22 protein-coding genes are annotated in these 24,268 nt (G+C 33.8%); 1 reads left to right on the top strand and 21 read right to left on the bottom strand.

Features of this window, described 5'->3' with window-relative positions; translation table 11 throughout:
- Nucleotides 1-38 precede the first annotated feature (38 nt).
- The 14 genes from BLS90_RS09285 to BLS90_RS09220 form a co-directional block, all read right to left on the bottom strand.
- Entirely contained in the window at nt 39-1,163 is a 1,125-nt protein-coding gene (locus BLS90_RS09285) for a glycosyltransferase (protein WP_091257378.1), read from the bottom strand.
- Between the two features lie 8 nt (nt 1,164-1,171).
- Nucleotides 1,172-2,155 (bottom strand): hypothetical protein, encoded by a 984-nt coding sequence (locus BLS90_RS09280; protein WP_091257377.1) that lies wholly within the window; start codon nt 2,153-2,155, stop codon nt 1,172-1,174.
- Between the two features lie 60 nt (nt 2,156-2,215).
- Nucleotides 2,216-3,208, bottom strand: coding sequence for a glycosyltransferase family 2 protein (locus BLS90_RS09275; RefSeq protein ID WP_091257376.1), 993 nt, complete (start codon nt 3,206-3,208; stop codon nt 2,216-2,218).
- Between the two features lie 3 nt (nt 3,209-3,211).
- The gene (locus BLS90_RS09270) at nt 3,212-4,759 is read right to left on the bottom strand and encodes a glycosyltransferase family 2 protein (protein ID WP_091257375.1); all 1,548 of its coding nucleotides are present in this window, start codon (nt 4,757-4,759) and stop codon (nt 3,212-3,214) included.
- Between the two features lie 132 nt (nt 4,760-4,891).
- Nucleotides 4,892-6,058: a glycosyltransferase family 4 protein gene (locus tag BLS90_RS09265; protein WP_091257374.1), complete on the bottom strand. Its 1,167-nt coding sequence runs from the start codon at nt 6,056-6,058 to the stop codon at nt 4,892-4,894.
- A 2-nt stretch (nt 6,059-6,060) separates the two neighbouring features.
- A complete protein-coding gene (locus BLS90_RS09260) occupies nt 6,061-6,936 on the bottom strand; it encodes a hypothetical protein (protein WP_091257373.1) in 876 nt (291 codons plus the stop codon).
- A gap of 246 nt (nt 6,937-7,182) precedes the next feature.
- Nucleotides 7,183-7,515: a GIY-YIG nuclease family protein gene (locus BLS90_RS09255; protein WP_091257372.1), complete on the bottom strand. Its 333-nt coding sequence runs from the start codon at nt 7,513-7,515 to the stop codon at nt 7,183-7,185.
- A gap of 296 nt (nt 7,516-7,811) precedes the next feature.
- Nucleotides 7,812-9,245: an MBOAT family O-acyltransferase gene (locus BLS90_RS09250; RefSeq protein ID WP_091257371.1), complete on the bottom strand. Its 1,434-nt coding sequence runs from the start codon at nt 9,243-9,245 to the stop codon at nt 7,812-7,814.
- 29 nt (nt 9,246-9,274) lie between these two features.
- Nucleotides 9,275-10,366, bottom strand: coding sequence for a glycosyltransferase family 4 protein (locus tag BLS90_RS09245; RefSeq protein WP_245705077.1), 1,092 nt, complete (start codon nt 10,364-10,366; stop codon nt 9,275-9,277).
- Nucleotides 10,353-11,756 carry a hypothetical protein gene (locus BLS90_RS09240; protein WP_091257370.1) on the bottom strand — a complete coding sequence of 468 codons (1,404 nt, stop codon included), beginning with the start codon at nt 11,754-11,756 and terminating at the stop codon, nt 10,353-10,355. Before BLS90_RS09240 ends, BLS90_RS09245 begins: the two co-directional genes overlap by 14 nt.
- Complete coding sequence (neuC, locus tag BLS90_RS09235; protein WP_091257369.1) at nt 11,756-12,877, bottom strand: UDP-N-acetylglucosamine 2-epimerase; 1,122 nt, start codon at nt 12,875-12,877, stop codon at nt 11,756-11,758. The genes BLS90_RS09240 and neuC overlap by 1 nt, the downstream gene beginning before the upstream one ends.
- 137 nt (nt 12,878-13,014) lie before the next feature.
- Nucleotides 13,015-14,055, bottom strand: a complete 1,041-nt coding sequence (locus BLS90_RS09230; RefSeq protein WP_091257368.1) for an N-acetylneuraminate synthase family protein — start codon at nt 14,053-14,055, stop codon at nt 13,015-13,017.
- Nucleotides 14,052-14,696, bottom strand: coding sequence for a hypothetical protein (locus BLS90_RS09225; RefSeq protein WP_091257367.1), 645 nt, complete (start codon nt 14,694-14,696; stop codon nt 14,052-14,054). Before BLS90_RS09225 ends, BLS90_RS09230 begins: the two co-directional genes overlap by 4 nt.
- Nucleotides 14,693-15,352 (bottom strand): acylneuraminate cytidylyltransferase family protein, encoded by a 660-nt coding sequence (locus BLS90_RS09220; RefSeq protein ID WP_091257366.1) that lies wholly within the window; start codon nt 15,350-15,352, stop codon nt 14,693-14,695. Before BLS90_RS09220 ends, BLS90_RS09225 begins: the two co-directional genes overlap by 4 nt.
- A 959-nt stretch (nt 15,353-16,311) precedes the next feature.
- On the opposite strand from BLS90_RS09220, the gene BLS90_RS09215 reads away from it, so the two are divergent.
- Complete coding sequence (locus tag BLS90_RS09215) at nt 16,312-16,695, top strand: HU family DNA-binding protein (protein WP_091257365.1); 384 nt, start codon at nt 16,312-16,314, stop codon at nt 16,693-16,695.
- Between the two features lie 657 nt (nt 16,696-17,352).
- Here the strand turns inward: BLS90_RS09215 and BLS90_RS09210 are convergent.
- From BLS90_RS09210 to BLS90_RS09180, 7 genes are all read right to left on the bottom strand, one after another.
- Entirely contained in the window at nt 17,353-18,237 is an 885-nt protein-coding gene (locus BLS90_RS09210) for a glycosyltransferase family 2 protein (RefSeq protein WP_091257364.1), read from the bottom strand.
- Between the two features lie 98 nt (nt 18,238-18,335).
- Complete coding sequence (locus BLS90_RS09205) at nt 18,336-19,346, bottom strand: glycosyltransferase family 2 protein (RefSeq protein ID WP_091257363.1); 1,011 nt, start codon at nt 19,344-19,346, stop codon at nt 18,336-18,338.
- Complete coding sequence (locus BLS90_RS09200) at nt 19,343-20,245, bottom strand: beta-1,6-N-acetylglucosaminyltransferase (protein WP_091257362.1); 903 nt, start codon at nt 20,243-20,245, stop codon at nt 19,343-19,345. The genes BLS90_RS09205 and BLS90_RS09200 overlap by 4 nt, the downstream gene beginning before the upstream one ends.
- Nucleotides 20,245-21,390: a glycosyltransferase family 4 protein gene (locus BLS90_RS09195; protein WP_091257361.1), complete on the bottom strand. Its 1,146-nt coding sequence runs from the start codon at nt 21,388-21,390 to the stop codon at nt 20,245-20,247. The genes BLS90_RS09200 and BLS90_RS09195 overlap by 1 nt, the downstream gene beginning before the upstream one ends.
- Nucleotides 21,391-22,197 (bottom strand): glycosyltransferase family 2 protein, encoded by an 807-nt coding sequence (locus BLS90_RS09190; protein WP_091257360.1) that lies wholly within the window; start codon nt 22,195-22,197, stop codon nt 21,391-21,393.
- 128 nt (nt 22,198-22,325) lie between these two features.
- Nucleotides 22,326-23,324, bottom strand: coding sequence for a glycosyltransferase family protein (locus BLS90_RS09185; RefSeq protein ID WP_091257359.1), 999 nt, complete (start codon nt 23,322-23,324; stop codon nt 22,326-22,328).
- A gap of 103 nt (nt 23,325-23,427) precedes the next feature.
- Nucleotides 23,428-24,267 carry a glycosyltransferase family 2 protein gene (locus tag BLS90_RS09180; RefSeq protein WP_091257358.1) on the bottom strand — a complete coding sequence of 280 codons (840 nt, stop codon included), beginning with the start codon at nt 24,265-24,267 and terminating at the stop codon, nt 23,428-23,430.
- Nucleotide 24,268: the final 1 nt, after the last annotated feature.

Below are 24,268 nucleotides of genomic sequence, written 5' to 3'. Positions count from 1 at the left end.
GCGCAATTCTAACCCTTCAACCTTTAAACCTTAAACAATTAAACTTTAAACTTTAAACTTTTAAAAATCGCCTGCTCAAAAACCTCTAGCGTATAACTCCTCGACCAGTCCGCAGCCTTATTTCGTTTACTGTCAAAATCCGCTTGATTCTGTAATACCGCCTCTATTTGCCGACTATCATCCTCTAAATTCATTTCCAGCAAAACCCCTCTACTCCCATAATCCAGCATAAAAGGGACACACGAAACTGAAGTAGCAATAGGAACACAACCCCAAAACATCCCCTCGGCAATCACTTTTGGCCACCCTTCACTATCGGAGGGCAATACCACAAAATGACTGTCTTGATAGGCTTTCTGCACGGTAACTTTGGATTGATTACCTTCTAAAGTAATAATGGATTCAAGCTGATGCACTGCGACATATTCCTCCAAAACTTCCCGTTCTACTCCTTCACCATACAGACGCAAACGTACGGCATATCCTTTCTGATGCAATCTTTCAATCAACTGAATGGCATACAATGGCTGTTTTCCTTTGACTAAAGTACCCACGAAGACAAAATCAATTAGGTCTTCAACCACTTTTGGTGTTAGTGCCTTTTTTTCATTTTCCGAATACGTAGCGGTAAAAAAAGGTTTGATATTCAGCGAACTTCCCTCCCATGCTCCATACACTAAAACCTGCATATTTCGTGTCAAAAAGGAATTACTCAATATCCATTTCTGGAGTCGATACGTCCACGGTTGCTTCGCTTTAGGATCCCAATTCCCGGCATATTTAGCAGTTTTGGGAGTAGATGGAAATAAAATCTGTACAAAACATCCCAGCAACCCAATGTTTCCGGGACAACGCAAATGAATGTGATCGGCGTTTTTCATAGCAATAAAAATAATCCAAAGTAAACCGGGAAGTTTAAATAAAGTGCTCAAAACAGCTTTTAACGATAATAAATCAAAACTTGGAACGGGGATAAATTGTAGATTCTGATGTTCATAAGGAATATCGATGGCAGTTACTTTACCTGAAAAAAAAGGAGCTACAATGAGCATTTCATTAACTTGTTTACCCCATATATTCATTTCAAGAACATAGGGTGCGTAAGCAAAATACAGATTATCCGCTTTTGAATGGGGAACATGGGTGAATAGGACAAACTTCATTTTGACTATTATTTTTTTAAAACAGCAGCTACATCATTCCTGTTAATTAATACTGATTCAACCACGTATTTTGCTTGTGCTTGAGGAGTGCAAAAGGTGTCAAAATAATTTTTACCGTTTGTAGCTAATGCTTCATGGTAGGCTGGATTATCTATTACTTTATCGAAGACGGCTTTATATTCCATGGTTTGATCAATAAAATGCATTTCTGTATCTTGTTTGAAATTTTGAGGAAATTCAATTTTAAAAGGAAAAGACAATATAAACAGACCCTGATTTAAATATTCCGCCAATCTCCAACTAACAGCACCACAAACTGCAGGGTTATTTAAAACAATTTTAGATTTAGCACTAAACTTTGAAAATAATTTAGGAGAATATTTTTCATTATTAAGTTCAGTATCAAATCCATAATTATTTCCATCTGAGCGAGGTATAAATCCACCTTTAAAAACTATTCTTTTATCTGCCTTACAAAAACGAATAAACGCTGCACGAATTTGATTGGTTACTGGTTCTTTTTTCCAAATATTAGAGGAGAAGAATATGAAATTATCTTTTTTAAAACTTCTTTTAAATTGTTGATATGATGGCCTTCTCAAAAGAATATAAACTTGTTGAAAGACATCTTTAAATTTTAAATAGCGAAACAAATTCCATCCAAAAATACGACAATAAAGCAATGCTATATTAACGGGATAATGAGGATAAAGGGGTTTAACCTTGGGCTGCTCATATGATTCATGATCAATAAGCTTATTAGTCACAAAGTAAACACTTGCCATTTCATATAATTCTTGATTTATCACAGAAGGATCATCATTGTCAATAATGGCAATCGCACCGTTGATTTTAAAAACAAGTATCGGCTTATTGTTGAACCTTTTAAAATTAGCGTCCATTTTGAACTTGACACCATAGATTTGGTCTAATCCCAACAAATAGTAGGAAGTATAAAAATTAGGGATATTCAATAATTGTATTGTTTTCATAATTTCACCTTTCACCCTTTAAAAACAGAACATTTACGATATACATTTTAATAAAAAAAATCACTTTGGTCTATTGAACCATAAACTCCACCAACCAACTATCCTACCTACTGCCTCCGTAAAAGCTTCTTTTTTACTACTCCCGGTTAACGTATTACTAAACCTAATACCGGTCAACAGCAAAGTAATAGCATGCCATTTTAATTGATGTTTAAATGTTGGTCTAGGGTTTTTCGTTCGCCACACATACCATCCGTTTCGAACCACCATCCTTCCATATTTATAGGGATTGGGTCTTCCGGATGGATGATGATAGTGTTTCAACTGCACCTTTGTATTGATGACATTTTTGCCAAACTGTAAAGCACGGATACTGAAGTCCGCATCTTCATACAAGCCATACCCTTCAAAATAAGTGGAAAATCGAAGGGAATCAAACACTCTTTTTCGAAAGGAGAAGGACATACCAATCAACAAATCCACTTCATAAATTCGACCTGTCAAAGGAAAACCACAAGTTTTACCATGGGAATACTCCGGCATTCTTCCAGGACCAACATTGGAATGCAGTCCTAAATAATTACGCACTACATTGCGCTGTCCCTCTTTATAAACAAATCCCTCAAACTGAAAATAACGATACGCATCATATTTTTTATCAGGGACAGTTAAACTCCAACCATTCTCATTCACCGCAATACCTCCAACACCCGAGACTCTTGGATCATTTACAAAGGCATTGATCAATTCCTCAAAATAAGTGGGAGACAATTCAGTATCATCATCTAAAAAAGCAACAATATCACTAGTGGAAGCCACTTGATCTAATCCAAAATTTCTTTGTTTAGTCAACCCACGAAAGGCTTCTGAAACTAAAAAATAACGAAGATTCGCCATGTTCTTTTGAGCAATCATCCGTTCCGTTTCCTGGTTAACAGATCCATCGATAATTAATATTTCATGAGGAAACACCGTTTGCAACTGAACAGATTGCAACAATTGCTGCAACGATTGGGGACGCATATAGGTACAAATAATCAAGGATAATTTCATATTTTAGTCGTGTCGGGTTCCTAAATTCCGTAATTTTTGGGCATAAAAAACAGATTTCTTAAACTGAAGATTCTTATAAGGCAGACGCAGCAAACGATATAAAAAAGCAAGCTTAGACCCACTTAACAAATAATATGTAAAATGCTTATACTTATATTCTGTCAACTGCTTAGGCGTGTAATGTTTCAGAATACCATACATCACCGTAGGACTGGGTATAGGGGTAATATTTTTTACAGGGGTATCCAATTCCCAAGGCTGAGATTTTCTTTTTTTACCAAGCAATTTAGCCTGAGTTCCCCAAAAACGATACCCTCCGCTAGGGGGTTTTAAATGTAAATTAACAGCAAATGGATTAGATAAAACAGTTACTCCGATTTTACTTAACGACATTCCAAAATCGCTATCCTCGCCGTAACCGCCATCAAAATTAACGTCATTCCCAACCAACTGATTTACAAATTCTCGCTTGACACATGAATTGGCATTACTAAACATTTGGGTACAACCCGCAACAAATGGAGGGCGACGTAATTGTTCTAACTTATGGGCCAAATCCTCTAAATTCTGTTTGTGGTGATCCGCACGGATATCCAACCCGTTACAGGCGCCAACGGAATACGTTTGTAAGAACCGAATATGATTTTGGATAAAATCCGCAGGAATGCGAATATCATCATCGCCAAAAACAATATAATCACCCATGCACAAAGCAATCGCTTCATTCCTAGCTTTGCAGCTCCCCTTAGACTGTTGCCAGATTACTTTTAATTCAAAGGGATACTTCTTTTGTTCGTAGGCTGCTTCATCTCTCTCGCAGGACGGAGTAGCATCTACCACAATGACTTGTGTAGGTTTATAATTTTGATTAGACAAATCGTCTAACAATTGCAACGTATATTCTTGACGGAACATTGTAGGTACAATATAACTGACACTAGGGTGATCTTGAATAGAAAGAAGAGCTCTCGATGGAAGTTTGGAAGTATCATTCCTTTTTTGATAGGCGCGCTTAATACTAAAAAAGGTACTCCATTCCGAAATTTTCCAAAACCCCAATCTGTAAATCATGAAAAGAGCATGGCTTATTTTATAATTTTTCCTAAAAAAAAGATGACGGTCTTTTTGCGAAATACCAACAACTTCTTTTTGTGCAGCTGGAAATAAATTTTTAACATACAATGGAACTCCTCCTAAAAAACGGATGCATCTGAAACCAAAATCCAAAGCCTGCATTTGAGGATTTTCATAATCGCTATCAAAACCTTTTGTGAGGTCCCATACTGATTTACGAACCGCAAAAGCATTAGGATTAACCCTCCAGCTGACACATTGATCCAAGCCGTCAAAATCATTTAAATACCAAAAAAATACTGCAGTTTGATAGACCAATTCAGGGAATGCATTTTTATAGCCCTGTTCAAAAGAACTATGCCAAATATCGCCCGCTCCTTTGGACAAAACCTCTAATTGGATAAAATCTGGAGTACCAGCGTACAATAGGATTTCACCTGATGCAGTAGTAAATTCTTTTAATTGTAAATTGTCCATTTGTATTTATACCCTAACTCTTTATTTTTATATGACTTGTATTATTCAATCTGCTCATTACAACTTCTACTGCAGTAGCAGTTTCTGTTTGACGAATCACAGTTTACGACTTTTTTAAGAGCATAACAAAATCTATTTATTGTAAAATTTTTTATAAAAAACTAAACTCTGTTGTGCCACTTTTTGGATACTGAATTTTTCGCTAACTTTCTTTTTTGCCGCTAATCCAAATTCTTTTTGTAAATCACCATCTTCCATCAACTGAATAATTTTAGCCGCATAGTGTAAATGCTCTTTTGGATGTACTAAAAACCCATTGACTCCATCATCAATCACTTCCGGAGCCCATCCTACATTCGAGGCTACAATAGGTTTTTCCAATGCCATGGCTTCAATCCAGGAAACGGGTAAGGCTTCCGCAAAAGTAGGAAATACACAAACCGTCGCGCTGCTAATTTGATTTTTTATTTCATCATACGGCACAGCGCCTAAATAAGTTACATTCAGCAGCGCAGCTGGAGAAAATAGGCCTTGCATCATCTGCCAAGTGGATGAATTTCCTGAAATAATATCTGGAACATCTTTTCCTACCAGAATTAATTTCGCCTCTGGTTTTTTAGCGACCACCGCATTAAAAATAAATGGCAGTTCTAATAATCCTTTCTTACGGATTAAGCTCCCAAAATACAGTATGGTATTTTTATTATTATTTTTGTCATTATCATTACCATTGCTATTTTTATCACTAAAGACATCCATATCAATACAATTCGGAATAATAGAGAACTTTTTATCCAAATGAAATACCTCATTTGTGGTATCAGCGGTAAACTGACTCACAGAAAGCAACCCATCAGCATTTTTCAATGCTCTTTTTTCATGAAATCGATTGACCCATTTTACGGGGCGCTGATCCAAATGACAAAAATAAGTGTCTGAGCCATTTAATCGTATCACAACTGGACAATTTTTGGGAGATATAAAGGACGTAATACCCGTCCAATCCGGCGCTTCGACCAAATCAATTTCTTCATTGTCGTATAAAGCAGTAATAATATTCTCCAGTTTTTTTCGGGTAAGAAACCATGACAATCCCTTAAGTTTTACATTTCTGATTTGTTGAATACAAATACCGTTATCATAAAAAATACCTTCTTCTTTTTGGGCATACACTAAAACACGAACCGAACACCCTTCCGCCAAAAGTCCCATCGCCAGATTTTTTATACTGGTACCAATTCCTCCCGAACTTCCTGTTTTTGGATGTGGATATTCCGGCGTTAAAAAAGCTATTTTCATGGTTATTTATTAAAAAAATCTTTGATAATTATACTGGTAAACAGTCGTGCTCCAGTATCATTCAAATGCCCGCAGGAAGAAAAATACTGATCTCCCTCTACTACTTTTTCATAATTATGAATTTCAGGATAGAGATTTTGCACTTTTTCAAAATAATTCAAACCTTTGGTATTGCTGCACATCGGTGTCATTACTGCAACCAAATTGATGTTATTTTCCTCACAAAGTTGTTTAATTCCTTCATAATATTTGTTACGCAACGGTTTTAAATTGCTAATGTTATTTTTCATGTTACCCTTTTTATTACCTAAAGGATAATACCCCAAATGAGCTAAATAAATGGTAGTCTCTCTCCTTGCTGATTTGTAAAGTTCCCTAAACCCAATCTTGGAATCAAAGGCAACATACCGATAAAAAGGCACATAGTACAATTCATTAAAATCTGTTTCTTTAGAAAAATGATCGCAAATAGTTTTAGAATCATGAATAAAGGGAAGAAAACGGGAAGAAACACCATCATCTCGTTTCTCATTCGACAAATTCAAATCGGTCTCCAGTATCACATTTTTTATCTTATACTTTCGTTCCACCATAAGTTTTAAGAGCAATGAAGCTTCAAATAAATGGCCACCGCTCATTCCATAATTAAACGTTTTCAATCCTTTTTCGGCAAATATAGGAGCTACAAAATGATTATTGGCTCTGGAGGATCCTAAAATAACTACATCATAATCGCGTGCTGCTGAGTTGTAAACATAATCAATTTTCCCTCTATTCGAAGACTGTAAATAAACAGTGGTGTACAAAAAATCCAATACCACTAACAGTAAAAATAGTAGCACTAGGGTTTTGACGGTAAAAATTAAAAACTGCTTCATTGTTGTTTTATTCTGTATTATTATTCTAGTATTTTAATGTATTGTATTTAACAGCTCGATTTGACAATTAAACTACTCTTTGTCACGTCGAGCGCAGTCGAGACGCTTATATGTCTTAATGAATCTCGACTAAAGCCTGTCCTGAGCGTAGACGGAGGACTCGATTTGATAATTAAACTACTCACTATGTCACGTCGAAAGTTTATACTGAGCGGAGTCGAAGTACAGTCGAGACGCTTAGTCAAACTATTCTTCTATATCTTCAAAATCCGATTTGTATTTATGATTCGTTGCATTTCTACATTCTGATAAATCTTGTAATTTATCAAAATTCCCATCAATTAATGCCTGTTTTTTAACCCTGCTCCATTTTTTTAATTTTTTTTCAAACCCAATAGCCTGATTCGGATCTGTAAAATCCTGATAAAAAAGTAACGTCACAGGTCTTCTACTATGTGTATAGGCGTCTGGATATTTACCGGCATTGTGCTCGATAACTCTCCTGTCAATATCAGAAGTTACTCCTACATAAAGCGAATCATCGTTACAAAGAAGAATATATACATAATAGAATTTCATATACTGTTTTATTTTAAGTTAAACGAATCTCGACTGCGCTCGATTTGACAACTCGACTATAGCCTGTCCTGAGCGTAGACGAAGGACTCGATTTGATAACTCGAGATCTTTTGTCACGTCGAGCGCAGTCGAGACGCCTTATATTCCAAAACTAATCTCGACTGCGCTTGATTTGACAACTCGACTACAGCCTGTCCTGAGCGTAGACGAAGGACTCGATTTGACAACTCCACTACAGCCTTTCCTGAGCGTAGACGAAGGACTCAATTAAGCCTTAATCGATTCCCCTACTGATATCAAAACTGAAAATAAATAAATTCTTTATAATCAGAATACGTTCCCAGTGCTACAATGGCGGCAAGGCATAACGTTAATTTCAAATAACTATATCTCCCGGAAATGGGTTCTACTTTCGTGCGGCTGTTCCATTCCACAATAATAAAAGCAAGTATCAAAATAATGATTTCGTAATTGTAACGCTCGTTTTCCAAATACTGTGATTCAAAAATTCTATTGGTAAAAATACGACCAATATATTCAAAAGCCTCTGCTATGGATTTCACTCGGAAGAAAATCCAGGCCAAACAGGTAATTGCAAACGTGCTGATAATACTAAAGAAAACTTTAACGGAGTTCAAATCCCAATACAAGGATACTGTTTCCATATTAGATCGATTCCGCTTCAACAGCAATAACGGTAAAAAGTACAAAGCGTTAATAAAACCCCAGGCAATAAAAGTCCAATTGGCGCCATGCCAAAAACCACTCACTAAAAAAATGATAAACGTATTGCGGACTTTCATTGCCGTACCACCACTGCTCCCTCCCAACGGAATATACAAATAATCCTTAAACCAGGACGACAGGGAAATGTGCCAACGACGCCAAAACTCGGCAATGTCACGGGAGAAGTACGGGTAATTAAAGTTACGCAGTAAATCGATTCCAAACAGTTTGGACATTCCCAATGCCATATCTGAATAACCGGAGAAATCTCCATAAATTTGAAAAGCAAAATATACTGCTCCTAGCATTAGTGACAAGGAGTTCATTGATTCATAATTATCAAAAATAGCATTGGCATAGGTCGCACAGGTATCTGCGATCACCACTTTCTTGACTAATCCCCAAATAAACTGAAAGATTCCTTCTTTGGCTTTTTGATAGTCAAAACTGCGCTTCACTTTTACTTGTGGCAATAAATGTGTCGCTCTTTCAATAGGACCCGCCACCAGCAACGGAAAATAACTGACAAACAAAGAGTAATCGGCAAAGTTATATTCTGCTTTTATACGTTTTAAATAAATATCAATTACATACGATAACCCATGAAACGTATAGAAAGAAATACCCACCGGCAGAATCACGTTAAGCAATAAAGGACTTGTTTGAAGCCCGAATCCATTCAATAATTGAGAAAAAGAATCAGCAAAAAAATTATAATATTTAAAGATTCCCAAGAAACCCAGATTCACACTGATGCTCAACCAAAACCAAAATTTTCGTCCCAGTTCCGTTTTGGCCTTTTCTATCCGAATACCGGTGTAATAATCTAAAAAAGTAGAGAAAACCAGTAAGAACAAAAAACGCCAATCCCAACAGGAATAAAAATAATAGCTCGCAATAATGAGCACTGCATTTTGAGTGCTTTTGGTTTTATTAAAAACAAACCAATACAACACAAATACAATAGGAAGGAAAATGGCAAAGGAAAACGAATTAAAAAACATAAGGATAGGAACTATTTGACGGTGTAAAATTAAGATTTATTCTGTAATACCAGTGCAAAATGATGATCAACCATAGTAGTCAGTGAAAAACATTCTTCAATAAGCGTTCTGGTATTTGTTTCAATTTTCTTTTGCCCCAAATACACGGCTTCCAGAATATCCTTTAGAGCAAGAACGTCTTTTGCTTTATAAATATATCCATTTTCACCAGAAACAACAACCTCCTCATTCCCCCCAACATTAGTGGTTATTACTGGAACATCAGCCGCTAAACTCTCTAATATCGACAAACTGAAACATTCCATATGGGTAGGTTGTAGCATATAATCATAATTCGAAAATAAGGTTTTCAGGTGAGGACTACTGCCCATAAAAGTGAAACAATGCGTTACATTATGGTGTTTCATCTTTGCAACCAAAACACTTTTGTAGGGCCCCTCCCCGTAAAGATCAATTTTGACAGCCTTCTTTATTTCGTCCGGAAGTAGTGCGACAGCATCAATTAAATCCTGAATCCCTTTAGATTCCCGCAAATGCGATGCCGTCAAAAAACTGGGATGTATAATATTCCGATTCGTTCGTTGTAAAATATCCTCAATTATAACTCCATTATAAATCGTGAGCGTCTTCTTTTTTACAACAGAACCAAAGTCACGTATAATTTCCGATTTAGTATAATCAGAAACGCCTACAAAAACTGCAATATATCTAGAAAACAAAATCCCTTTGATTCTTTTCTCTATTCGCTTTTTTAAAGGATAGCCGCGAAGTGGTCTTGGATTGTGGTCTATGGTAATTATTTTAGCAGCGCTGAACTGCTTTATTTTATAAAAAAAAGGGGTGCATAATTCGATAAAGTGGGTAATGATATGCGTATATTCACTTTTTTTGGTTTTGCACAAACTAAGAAAATAATTTTCTACCGATTGGTGCCCGCTGTCAAAAATAGTTAAAGCGACATATTCCCCATGATCCGATTGATTCGGAAAAAACCAATCCACCTGAATGTCATTGGTTTTGCATTTGCTGTCAAACTGCCAAAAAAAGTAATCCATTCCACCAACTCTTTCGGATAACAGTTCATAATTACAAAGTACCGCTATTTTTTTAGGTTCTGTCATTATATTGTGATAAAGTAGCAGCAATGCGCGCACTGGTTCCATTTAATTTTTTACTTATTTGTAAGTCAATCATGGCCTTTCTTTCTTTTGTTCGAGACGAAGGATTGGCTAAAGCCTCCTTAATTTGATCGATCAACTCCATTGGATTCTTGGCAATACTCACAGATTGGCTATCAACTACTTTTTTGAAATGATCGTATCCTAAGAACCGTTGGTCATCATACAAACCATTTTCAGGATTTCCAAAAACGGTATTAATTACTGGTTTGTCAAATAACATAAAATCCAAACTCATTGTAGAGCACATGTTAATATTCAAATCAACATATTCCAATAACGAACGTAAATCCCTGATATCCTCCTCACTAGGAATGCGTTGCGACCAGCTTTCAGCATGATTCTCCCGAGTCAAAATCCATTTGGGGGTATTCCATATAATTTCGGGAAAATCTTTTTGTATAACAGCAAATCGTTCTGGTCCTTCTGCTGGAGAAGTACGTACGACAAGTTGGCAAGGAATTCCATTTTTATCTTCTCGTATGGCATTGGCAATAGTCCGAATCACAACAGGATCATTCGCTCCAATACTGGCATCAGCACAACTGAAACAAATTATTTTTTTACTGTCTTGTAAAGTAAACTTAGCATAAAAATCCTGTTTTTCTGTTTTGTATTTATCCATCACATAAGGCTCAAATTGAGGTGTTCCCACTACACTTACGTGTTCCTCTTTTACATTAGGATAAAAATACAACAACTCCTTTTTCATTAAATCACTCCATACCAAAAAATAATCAAAAGTCCCTAACATCCTGCCTTTGGAGGCCAAATTATCCCAACTGAAAATAAAACTGCTGACCGGTATTTTAGATTCAATCGCAGCATATAAAAAGGGAGCTAAATAAGGAGGCCTTTGATGCGTAAAAAAAATATGGGTCGGTTGATCTTCTCGCAACATTTGAATATAGCCTCTCGTAATTTTATGTTTAGCAAAAGACAAAAACTGCAGCTTTTCCGCAAACAAAATACTGGAAGAAGAGTGAACGGTTTGAGTAAAAAAGTAAATTATTTTGACTAAAAGGGATCGGGCAGAGTTAGTTTTAGGATACCCTGAATGCAAGTTGTCTTTCATTCCATAAAAAGATCTATGCTTTTGTAAATGGGCCAGTTCTTTCCATTTCCTAAAAAACCACGTCCATTTGCCCTCTACAAAAACATCCAATTCCTTTATAATAACCCTCGAAGGCAAAACAGCAGGATAAGCACTAATAGGCAGCCCCGAATAAATAATAATAGTATCAAATTGCAGGCTTGCTTCTGTTAGGAAATCACTCATTACAAAATTCCGGAATCCAACACCATCTGTGATGACTACACTTAGTTTTTTCATTATATATCTCTAAATTGTTTTTGATGATTGATTGCCCATATCGCATTAGTTTCTATCGACTCCAGAAAAAGGTTCGCACTGTTTCCTTGACCAAAATCAGTATCCGAAGGAGCTACTTCATGATCGTCTATTAGCGCTAATGCAGCTGCAATATTTTTTGTATCATAATCTACATTGATAATAGCAGCATGAACAGCTCTGTTTTGTTGTCGCGTTCCAATATTAATAATAGGAATCCCATAATAAGGGGCTTCCCGAATTCCGGCACTACTGTTCCCTATAATATATTGTGCGTTTTTGAGCAGAGTTAGAAAATATTCAAATCGCAAAGAAGGAAATATTCGAAAACGGGTATTGCTCTCTAATTTTTTATAGGCTTCCAAAATAGCGTTAGTTCCCAAATCATTATTAGGAAAAACAACAACATAATTATGGGTATCTTCCAGCAAAGCAGCAACAAAATGATCCGCATGATGCTGCATTTCGGCAGCTTCTGTGGTAACGGGATGAAACATGGCAATGGCATACGTATCAAAAGGAATCTGATAATAGGATTGGGCAACGCTCAAATTCGGTAACGCATCCGAAAACATAACATCAATATCAGGAGAGCCAATGGTAAATATAGAAGATTTCTTTTCACCCATTTGAATCAATCGTCTGGCCGCATCAGCATTAGAAACAAAATGGATGTGGCTTAATTTACTGACGCTGTGCCGAATTAGCTCATCTACTGTACCGGATAATTCTCCCCCCTCAATGTGAGCCACTAAAATATTATTGAGCGAGCCAACTATAGCGCCGGCAAGTGTTTCTGCGCGATCCCCGTGAACTATAATCATATCGGGAGGAACGGTCTTGATAAAAGCAGATAGCCCTTCAATGGTCTTGGCCAAAGTCAAATCCATCGTAGTTTCATGAGTATGATTGATAAAAGTATGAATATTTTTGAAGCCACAGCGTTCAATCTCCAATACCGTATACCCATACTGCTCTAACATGTGCATTCCGGTAACAAAAACAAATACTTCAAATCCTTCTCGTTGTTCAAGAATTGAAATCAATGATTTTATTTTTCCAAAATCAGCTCGGGTTCCTGTCAGGAAAAGGATTTTTTTCATTTATTTTTCTGTCATGTCGAGCGCAGTCGAGACACATTTAAATCTCAAATACCGTTCGATTGCCCTTGAGGGCACTATTGTTTTAGTACTCCGTATTAGTTATTTTTATAATCAAACAAAAGATGCTAAACTTGTCATCATTCAAAATCGGAATACGCTAATTGTTCATCAAGATCAATATCGCGAACCGCAATTTTCCCTATCAAATCATTAAAATATTCGGCCAAAATTGCTCCGGTTCCAGGACGCTTTACCCAGATATTTTTTTTTGTAAATAAATCTCCTTTTTTAATTGCAGCAATGGTACAAACCGTTGCAAAAGCAAAATCAATAGTCACTTGTTCCTCCAAAGCGGGCTTTTTTGTTCCACCACGCATTTGCCAAATTTCATTGGAACTTTTAATCAACTCTCCACAAGCCTGCTCATCCATACTACACACAATATCTGGACCTGTACGTTGCATATGGTCGGTAAAATGACGTTCTAATATACTAGCGCCTAGCGCAACAGCACCCAAACAGGCATTATTATTTAAAGTATGATCAGACAAGCCAAAAACTTTATCCGGAAAAGCATCATGCATTTCCACCATAGCCCCTAAACGGACCAAATGAATGGGCGTTGGATATAAATTAGTGGTGTGTAACAGCGCTACAGGTACGTTGTACTTGTAAAAAATAGCGACAGCTTTTGTAATACTTTCAAGGGTATTCATACCGGTACTTAAAATCACCGGCTTGCCAAAGGCTGCAATATGCTCCAGCAAAGGATAATTATTACATTCTCCAGATCCTATTTTATAGGCGGATACTTTGAATTTCTCCAACCGATCAGCGGCAGCTCTTGAAAAAGGGGTAGAAATGAAAATCATTCCTTTACTTTCTACATAATTTTTCAGTTCCAGCTCATCTGCTTCGTTCAGCGAACAGCGTTCCATAATTTCGTATATTGAAATTGTAGCATTGCCTGGAATTACTTTTTTGGCTGCGCCACTCATTTCATCATCCACAATATGGGTTTGGTGTTTGACTACCTCAACGCCTGCTCTGTGAGCAGCATCAACCATTTCTTTGGCTACCTGCAAAGAACCTTCGTGATTAATACCTATTTCAGCAATCACTAGCGGCGGATAGTCAGGACCTATTTTTCTTCCTGCGATTTCAATATATGGGTTCATTTATTTAGGTTTCTTATTCTATTGATCATAAAAGTTCTAATTTTTTGTTGAAACCAAAAGACCTTCATTCCTAATGTTGGATTTATAAATAGTAACTGTCCCCCACCAACATAGCTCGACGTTGGGCAATAGCCATGAGCGTATGGCTTATTTTTATTAAGAGTAATGATATTTACATGTTTTGATTTTGGAAAAATTTGTTGAATTAATTCTGTTTGCCCTTTCCTGTCACCCTCAATAAATATTATTGTGTGCATTTTACAGAAAGATACAACTTTGGTCAAAGTCTCATCATATCCGTCAATTATTATCAGATCAAATTTATTATCTTCAACAAGCTCAAGTTGAGGATATAATTTTAATTTATCGAAATACTTTACATTACTTTTTAGAGCGTTTAAACAGAATTTGTTGCTTTCGGTACCTACGTAATTCAATTTTCTATTTTCTTTCTCAGAAAACTTTAACACCGTATCAGAAATTGATCCTATTCCTAAACCTAACTCTAATATATTTTCAATTTTATATTTAATTATTATTTTAAGGATCGTTTCTAATGCAAACTCACTTGCAATGTAATCACTGCCTTCAAAACCACAAAACATTTTATAATTTTGTTCAACTAAATCTTTGTATTTCATTTATTATAAATTAAAAAATTGGCATAATCCAGATCCTCTTGTATATCAATATCAACTCTTGCAAAAATATGATTTACTTCATAAGGAAGGCTATTTTCAGAAAATATTTTACCTTCTCGAATCAATTTTGCTTGAGCAATATACAACAAGCCATTTTCAAAATAGAGTGGTTCTAAATCCTGACTACGTTGACCTATTTTGTAATTATAAGGTTCAAAATAATTGTTTGATATTTTACCTAATTTTTGATGGTTCCTCGTGACAGTGAATAAACTTTCAGCATCATTCATTCGAAACATTTCAAAAGCTTCTTTTAACAGTTTCTCTGGGCGTAACGGATTAGTTGGTTGTAAGACCACAACAGATTCTACAGCTTCAGCAATACTATCTAAAGCATGCTGTATTGCCGTTACGGTAGGCTCAAAATCTCCTGAAATAGCGGCTGGTCTGTCAATTACCCTAGCGCCATACTGTAAAGCAATTTTTTTTATTGCTGCATTATCGGTCGTTACATAGATTTCATCAATGATAGACGGGCTTCTTTGTGCAAATAGAATACTGTGAACCAATAAAGGAATACCTCCTAAAAGTAACAAATTTTTATTTGGCAAACGTTTGGAGTTACCACGGGCAGGAATAATGGCAATAGTTTTCATGTATAAAATTATATTGCTGTAAAAATACTTATTTTTTCGAATTTCAAATGCTCTCTGAGATTTTAATACTACTTTAGAATTAAGTAATGGCTCTAATTTAATGTCCTATTTTAATAAATTAGTAATTTCTTTCCCTCAGATTTCACATAGTAGAATAGATTAATTTGTCCACTATCTGTAACAATCTTTTAATCCTTCTAATCTGTGGCAAAACTTTTTTTAATAATTATGACAATATATATTTCTTGCTACTTAATGATTTAACAATTTGCTTTTTGCGTTAAAAATAAAAATACAGCCCTAAGCTCTAGTTCTAAAAATGGAACAAGCCTTTTGTAAAGGAAAATACAATTCTACTCTCATTTCTAATAAGGGAATTAACAAACATCACTGCCAATTATGACAAATGGGATATTTCAGTTGACGAATAAAACTGATAAGCACGAAATTCCATGTCTTAGCTCCCCTCTGCAGAGTCACTACTATTTGGGTTAAGAATATATTTTTCCTATTCCACAATGTAAAATTCAATACTCAACACTCCCAGAAAGGTATATTGCCCTGTAAATCTTATAAAATTGTATTTCAAATTGGATTGATAATGGTAAAAAACGCTATAATACCGCTACCTCAGCTAAAATCTAAAGATCACATAAACATTAAATATTCACTGCAATTTTTTATTTTTTTTATTTATAAAAATCCTATATTTTATGACATTTAGCTTTGCATTAAAAAAACACAGCGCGCTTATTATCAAATAATTATGCAAATAATTTAATAAAAATAAACTTCATTATTTTTTCTATTTGTTAAAAACTGTAACTGATTGTCAATAACTTAGATACTACTAAAATGCTACTTATATACAAAACCATTGTATCTTTGAAATGTCAGTTAGATACTTTTAACAAGTATACTAAGACCAAATATTTTTATTCATTTAATACCAATACACAATGGCTATTAAATACAAAGTTCTTCCAAGAAAGAACCCACGGGACCTAATGGCTCCTGAAAAATTTTATGCTGCTGCACTTGCAGATGGCGATGTAGATTTAGACCGACTCGCGGAGTTGATCTCTTACCAATGTACGGTTACGGCCTCAGACTGCTATGCCGTTCTGTTGTCTTTAGAACACAACATCATCGGAGAATTAGGGCAAGGCCGAATTGTTAAACTGGGCAGACTGGGCAATTTCCAAGTAGGAATAAGCTCTGAAGGAAAAGAAACAGCCGCTGATGTTTCCTCAAGCGCTATTAAAAAAAGTCGGATTCTTTTCCGTCCCGGAAAAAAATTACGCAGCATGCTGAATGAGTTATCATTTAGAAAAGCCGGCTAGAACCCCGTAATCAGTAGCATCTGATTATTGTAAGACCTCGAGTATTCCAGTACTCGAGGTTTTTTTTGGTTTATTTAAATCAAAAACACGGTTTATTTCGTCTTGACTGGATTTTTGTTTCGTCAAGACGTTGCAAAAACAACATCAGGTCAAGATATAAATAACTTCTTGAAGAACAAATTACATTCGATTTAAAATAATTTCCCTAAAAACTATCTCTTCATACCGCCATAAAAGCTAAAAAATTCGATTTTTTTAATTCAAAAAAGTAGTTTCTCTGGTCCTAGAAATCTCCTTTAGTGCTTTTTTCACATAAAAAAAACTCAAAAATACCGGCTAGAACCCCGTTTTTTTGAGCAAATTAATTAGTGTAAGACCTCGAATAATTCCAGTTATTCGTCGAATTATAAATCAAAAGTAGTGAAATGTTTCAATATGTTGTAGTGTTTTTTGATAAATATAGCTGTAAAGAATATCGATTCACCGCTACTTTTAGCATCCATCTGCTTCTACAAATTATTAGATTACGCCAAAAATTATTTTTCATATAAACGCTTTTGGTATTTCCCTCCATAATCCTGAGTGAAACGTCAGAATTAATAACATATTCGTACTGAAAAAAAACTCTCACTATCGAGAAAATAAACTAGAAGCGTTTCAAAATCGCAATCCTTTTGCTTTTCTCATTTTATCTAATACTTTTACATTAACTGGTTTTCTATAAGAAAGTACTTTAGGAATACCCCAAAGAACTTCAATACTAACGTTAAAAAAAATCTTAAAACAATTAAAATCTCTTAATGCATACTTCCTGAAATTATGCCAATACAGCTTAAAAATATTACCTAAAGGAAAGGGATAATACACTAAAAAATAATAGGTAGAATTTTTCAATTGTTTACCAAACCTAAAATAATTCTGTCCAGCTTTCTTTCTTTCGATCAAATTCACACGATGATTCACCTTAATTTTATTGGAATATAAAATATCGTGCCCCGCCGCTAACACTTCAATCGAAACACACGATTCTTCTCCATAAATATCAATCCAAACCGGAAAGCCATTGGTAGCTTCATAAACATCTTTACGGATAGCAAACCCACAGCCAATAAATTCATTGGTTAAATATTCCTCATTACTTAAGGCTACGGTGTTCAAAGCTTGTGAATCAGAATCATATATTCCTTTTATTTCTTGAAAGGCTATAATTCCTACATTAGGATATTGCTTAAAAATTGAATTAATTCGACTTACAAAATCAGAATATAAAGGATGCGCATCATCATCTAAACCGATAAAAATTTGTCCTTTTGCTTTTTGATAAAGTCCATGCCTTGCTCTTGAAGCACCTATACTTTTTTCGCAAGAAAACCACATAACCCAATTAAATTGATCTATCAACAAAGTTGATTCATCTGTACAGCCGTCCAGAAAAACTAAAACCTCTACATCTGTTTTATTGATGAGTAATTCTAAAATAATTAGTGTTTTTAGTAACTCTGCTTTACGATTTTTTGAAACAATTAGAATTGAAGCTTGCATATAAATAGATTATCTAAAAAAATTTAATATCATAAAAAAATAATTTAGCAATTTTTAGTTGTGATAAGTATAAGAAAAGTCGTATTTTAAATACTTTTTTATTTAAGTTGACTCTTAATCAGTCGAGTTAAACCGATGAATTTCACATTGGTTACTATTATATACCAAATAACAGGATTGTACCTACTAATACTAGATCGTTTCCAGAAATCAAGGATTTTTCGAGCTAATAAATAACTAAATTTTCTTTTGTCTTCGCTTTCTAAGTTATTGGCGTTATTCAAAAAAAGTCGATTAAAACAATCTATTAGCACCTTTAGTTTAGACTGAAAATGCTGCATACTTTTTGCATTCGAATCATAATAATATTCAAACACCTGTTGAGGAGACAAATTTATATTAAAAGTTTTCCAATAATTTGAAATAATAATAGAGCGCTCTTTGAGATGCACTATTTTATTTTCTGATGAACGATGATTACTTGTTTCAACTATTCTGTTTTTAACTAAAAATTCCGGCAAATTGACGATTATATGTTGTTGAACAATATTAGTCCACAGACCCCAATCTTCGCAAGTCCTGATATCTTCATCATATTTAAAATTATTGGATTTTATTACTTCGGATCTAAAAACAATTGTTTGATGGCCAAAAGAAGCTCCAAATAACAAATATAACTTTATGTAACTATAATTTTCAGGTTGCAACCAATTTACAGATTTAATTTGACTCATTTCTTTTAACCAAAAAGCCTGGGTTCCACACATAGCGATATAAGCATTTTCATCCATAAAATCGATCTGTCGCTGAAATCGTTCTGGAAATGCCCAATCGTCAGCATCCATTCTGGCAATATATTGATAAAGAGGTAATAATTTTTCTAAACCAAAATTTAAGGTTTTGGCAATACCCAAGTTCTCTGAATTTTTTATATAGATAACTCTCTTATCATTATAGCCTGATATAATTTGATTTGTATCATCTGTAGAACAATCATCGAAAATATAAAAATCAAAATCGGAATACGTTTGATTTAATATAGAATCTATACTTTCCTTCAAATATTTAGCGCAATTATAGGTAGGCATTAAAACTGCTAACTTTTTCATTGGTTAATCATTTTTTTTAGAGTATCAATAGTTTTTGAATTATATTCAGGATCAAATTTTCTTGCAAATAATAGACTTTCTTCAATACTATATAAATCTCCATCTTCCAGATATCGCGGACTGGCCTCTGCTCCTTTAAAACAAACTAAATGAGTTTTTTTATTAAATACCACAAATTGCTTTTGCAAATTGTAATTTAAAATCAAAGTTGCAAAATACAATTCATCTGGTGCTAAAACATATTTAAATACAGAGTTGAACTGTATGTTTTTATTACTTTTTTCAAGAATAAATTCTAATAAATCTTTCGTCAAAATCATCCATTGACTGCTTCCATAAATTTGGAAATTTGGAAATCGATTCTCAAATCGATTTAATGGAAACAAGAAACTGAAATGCATTTTTTTTATAACTCTGTTCGTCCAGCAGTTCAGTTTAGGATATTTTTTATATTGAAAAAAATAAAAGTTTTCTAATCGAAACAAACCTCCTCCCCACCATTTATTATAGGGTAATTTCCAATAATGTAAAAATGAAGTATTTATATTGCTTTCTAAAAATCCATGAATAACTTCATTTCTTTTTAAAGGTAAATCCTCGCTGGAAAGCATTATAAAATGATATTTTGAATACGTATAATGCTCGATCATAAAACTTTGCACTTCTTTCATCGTGTTCAAAGTAGCTTGTACTAAACTATAAGTCCCCCAGCTACACCGAACTCTATTTTTTACAAAATGACTGAATGAATTTTTAATTAAATTTTCATATTCCTTTTGATTTACTTTTTTATCTAAATGAATAAAAAACAAAGATTTATTATCATCTAGCAATGCTATCAAATCCTGAATTTGGCTTGGATTCTTATGTGCTAAAATACAGTAGACTTTTGTATGCATTATAAATTACTTAAAAGATAACTTAACTCATTTGCAAATTCAAGCGCTGGTTTTTCGGGAATTAAAGTTGTAATTTCTTGTCGCGCCTTAGTTCCTATTGCTTCCCAATTAATTCTTTGTTGCCAAGCACGCTCCAAGGCTTCATCCACATACTCTGGCCTTGGCGCAGCAGCAATAAAACCAGACTCATTATCCCGAATAAATTCGGCGTTTCCGCTTACATTAGTGACAATTACTAATCGCTTGCAAAGCATTGCCTCTACAATTACAATAGGTAAGCCTTCAAATCTTGAAGTTAAAATCAGACCATGATTCATTTTCCATATTTCTTCTGTTGAAGTATGAGAATGTATAATTACATTGTTTAATTGATACATTTCGACCAAAGCCTTCAAATTTTCTATATCATTCCCTTCTCCATAAAAATTAACATGTAAGTCTCTGCTTTTCCACTTCGCTTCAGCTAGAACCTGAAGTAAAACATCCTGACCTTTTGCACAGAAATCATATCTTCCAACAAAAGCCAAATGAAAAGCTTCTAGTTTTGGAAAATCTAAATCAATTGCAAAAGGCACATTAAAAGGGTTACGAGTGACAACAGCATTATCTAATATGATTCCCAACTGATTTTGAGTTACTAAAAGATTATCTTGACTGACAAAATAATTTTTCATACTGCTTACAAATGCCAATTCCATCTTCTGTCTTAAAACTAAATTAGGCCACAATCCTTCATTTACGGCATGCGAAATAGTGATATAACACAACTTATTTTTTCGCGCAAACAACATTAATTCTACAGCGTTGAAATTAAAGCCTTGATTCATTACTATTAAATCCGGGTTAAAATCAAGAATCAATTTATGCCTTAAATTAGCGGATTTAAACCGTTTACGGTAAGGCAAAAAACGATTCAGCGTTCGTTTCCATAATGACGAGATAGAATTTGAATGTATAAAAATTTGTATTTTACTATCTTTTTCGAGCGAAAGTAACTCTTGAGGAAGTTTTAGTTTTTCATGAACGCAAACAGCTATAGAAAAACTAAATTGAGATAATTCTGCAACAGTTCTAGACCACAGCAACTCGCTTCCACCCCACGATACATTTTCGGTAGTAAACAGTATTTTTTTAGAATTATTCATTTAGAAAGGCAATTTTCGTTTTACTTTTTTAAGGATCGTTGTTATTAAAAGATTAAAAGATGGTTCCTCTTTAAGTTTTTTATTTTCGATAACACTTTCTCTAAATAGTGCTAAATGTTTTAATTCTTTTTTATTAAAAATATAATCTAGCAACTTTGATCTTTTTTGCCAAGCCTCTGACAGCATAGAATTATCTCTAACCCTATAGTCAAAAAAAAGTTCGTCTACATATTCAAACCTACAACCGGCATTACCCATTCGAAGCCATAAATCCCAATCTTCGAAACCCATGACCGGCATTGTTTCATCATATCCACCCAACTTTTCCCAAGTAGATTTTCTAAAGCCGGCACAAGCATCTATATAATTATTGAGTAGCATCTCCGGAAAATTAAAAGGTTTGGATTTCCAAATGCTAACTTTATTTCCAAAATTTTGAGCATTACCATGAACAACATCAATTTCCAGATTATTGTTTAAAATACTTATTGTTTGTTCTATAAATTCAGGTCTCAATTTATTATCCGCATCTAGTGGAATAATATACTTCCCTTTGGCCTGTTTAATTCCATTATTCCTTGCTTTTGCCAAGCCTAAATTGGATTGATTAATATAAATTATAGCCTTATCACTTTTTACAACTTCCTCTAAAATAGCATTAGTAGTTGCATTAGTTGATCCATCATTAACTAAAATGACCTCATAATCTTCATTCATTGAATATTCTTTTATACTAGCAATAGCCTCCTCAAGATATTCTCCCAGATTGTAACAAGTTATGATGATTGAAAGACTAGGATTTTTCATGCTTTAAAATTTTGGCTTTAGTTTTCTAAATCAACTCAAGATTATCAATTGTTATATCAGAAGTAAATAGTAGTCATAAAAAATATTAAGGTTATAAATACTATTATTTGTAACCTTTTGAAAATATGTTATTTTTTTCCAGTGAAAAATACATTAATAGTAACCTTCAATCTATTCATGATTTTTTCAATCAAGGTCTTCTTAGTCAAATTTGCTTTAGCATTTTCATGTATTAATCGATAAAAAACTTTTAGTTGACTTGTATTTTCAATATCATTATCTAATAAATATTTTTGATACAACGAAAATAAGTCCTTCAAATCTGTTCTAGTTTCAAAATTATAGCGCGTTAAATATGACGCTATTTTATTTGGATAATTGTATTTGTAACCACTAAAATGAAAGAAACGCAAAGGTTGTTGATGATTAATACAAAAGTTTTCATTAGCTAAGTTTGTTAATTTTCTTTCATGCAAATTCCAGTTAGCCATGTTATAACCTAAGTGTTTAATTATGTGATAATTATCGAACAGAGATGGTAAATAATTAATCCACATTTGGTCATAAAACATATTTCTGCTAAAATCGCAAAAACCATATTTTAAAACCCTATCACCCCACCATTTTATAAAACCATTTACCCTATTAAATCTTGCCAAAGCAATAAAACCAAGATTATAAACTCCTCCCCTTAGAGTATGATAATCTGTAGGAGCATAATCATCATCTATAGGTGAACAAATATGAGGTGTTATTATTATATCTACAGAATCTAACATTGTTATAACTTCCTCAAAATAACTTAACACCAATATATCTGGATCAAGATAAATCAATTTATCAGCATTATAATTTATAAAAATATGTTCTATAAATGTAGGCTTAACTGCTGTGTTTAATTCAATAATATTATACTTTATAACTAAAGACTCAAATTCTGGAACATTAATATCTTTTACTTTTACTATTTCAAAATTATTAAATTGACTATAATCAAATGATGAGTCAAACTCATCTACCAATCCAATAATAAATTTCCAATTAGGATGGTGTTCTAAAAAAGAATCTCCTAAAGTTTTTGCCTGTGCTAAATAATTGTTAGAACAAATAGTAAAAGCTATATTCATAGATTTATTTATATATTTAATTATCACTAGATAGTTTTTATGAATACTTAATTTTAATTAATTTGACTGAACTCAACGCTGCTTTGTGATTCATTGAGATTTTTTAAAAATTATTAAAAATCGTAAATTTAAAAAAAGTATTACAAAAAATATCAATAACAAACTTCTTGTTTTTCAATTTATTCAGATTTTTTTCCTTTTCTTCTTTAGTTTGTTTTACAATACTATTTAATTGTGTGAATGAGCCTAATTGTTTAACAAAAAAATCAACATGCTTAATGCTCATATATTCCAATAACTGCTTTTCATGATCTTCACTATATTGTTTATGTCGTGAAACACTTTTAATTCTATAATAAAACCCACAAATATCTATACACTTTACTTTTCCACCCTCTTTTAATATTGCAATCCAAAACTCCCAATCTTCTATTCCATGAATCATATTTACATCATAACCACCAACCCTTTCCCAATCTGTCTTTTTAAATAAGGCAGAACAAAAAATCATATTTTTTTGACTTAAACTATGAAGAGAAAATGGCTTTAAATCCCATAACCCAAATTCATCACCAAATTTTTCAGCTTTACAATAAACCACTTTCAAAGATGCATCTTCTTGAAAAGATTCTACTGCTGCTTTAATATAATTAAATGAAATTTTATCATCCGCATCCAATGGCAAAATAAATTCGCCTGTTGCTTGTTTGATTGCTGTATTCCTAGCGCTACTTACTCCTCTATTTTCCTGAAAAAAATATTTAAATCGAGAGTCCTTGACAATCCACTCTCTTGCTACAGACGCGGTATTGTCCGGACTACCATCATTTATAATAATACACTCCCAATTTGTATAGGCTTGATCCAACACGGACTGTAACGCTTCATCGAGGTATTGCGCTTGGTTGTAACAGGGAACAATTATGGAAACTAATTCATTCATT

The organism is Flavobacterium omnivorum, assembly GCF_900099915.1.
Classification (GTDB): domain Bacteria; phylum Bacteroidota; class Bacteroidia; order Flavobacteriales; family Flavobacteriaceae; genus Flavobacterium; species Flavobacterium omnivorum.
The sequence above is the reverse complement of the archived record's forward strand: the minus strand, read 5'-3'. Positions and strand labels throughout refer to the sequence as shown.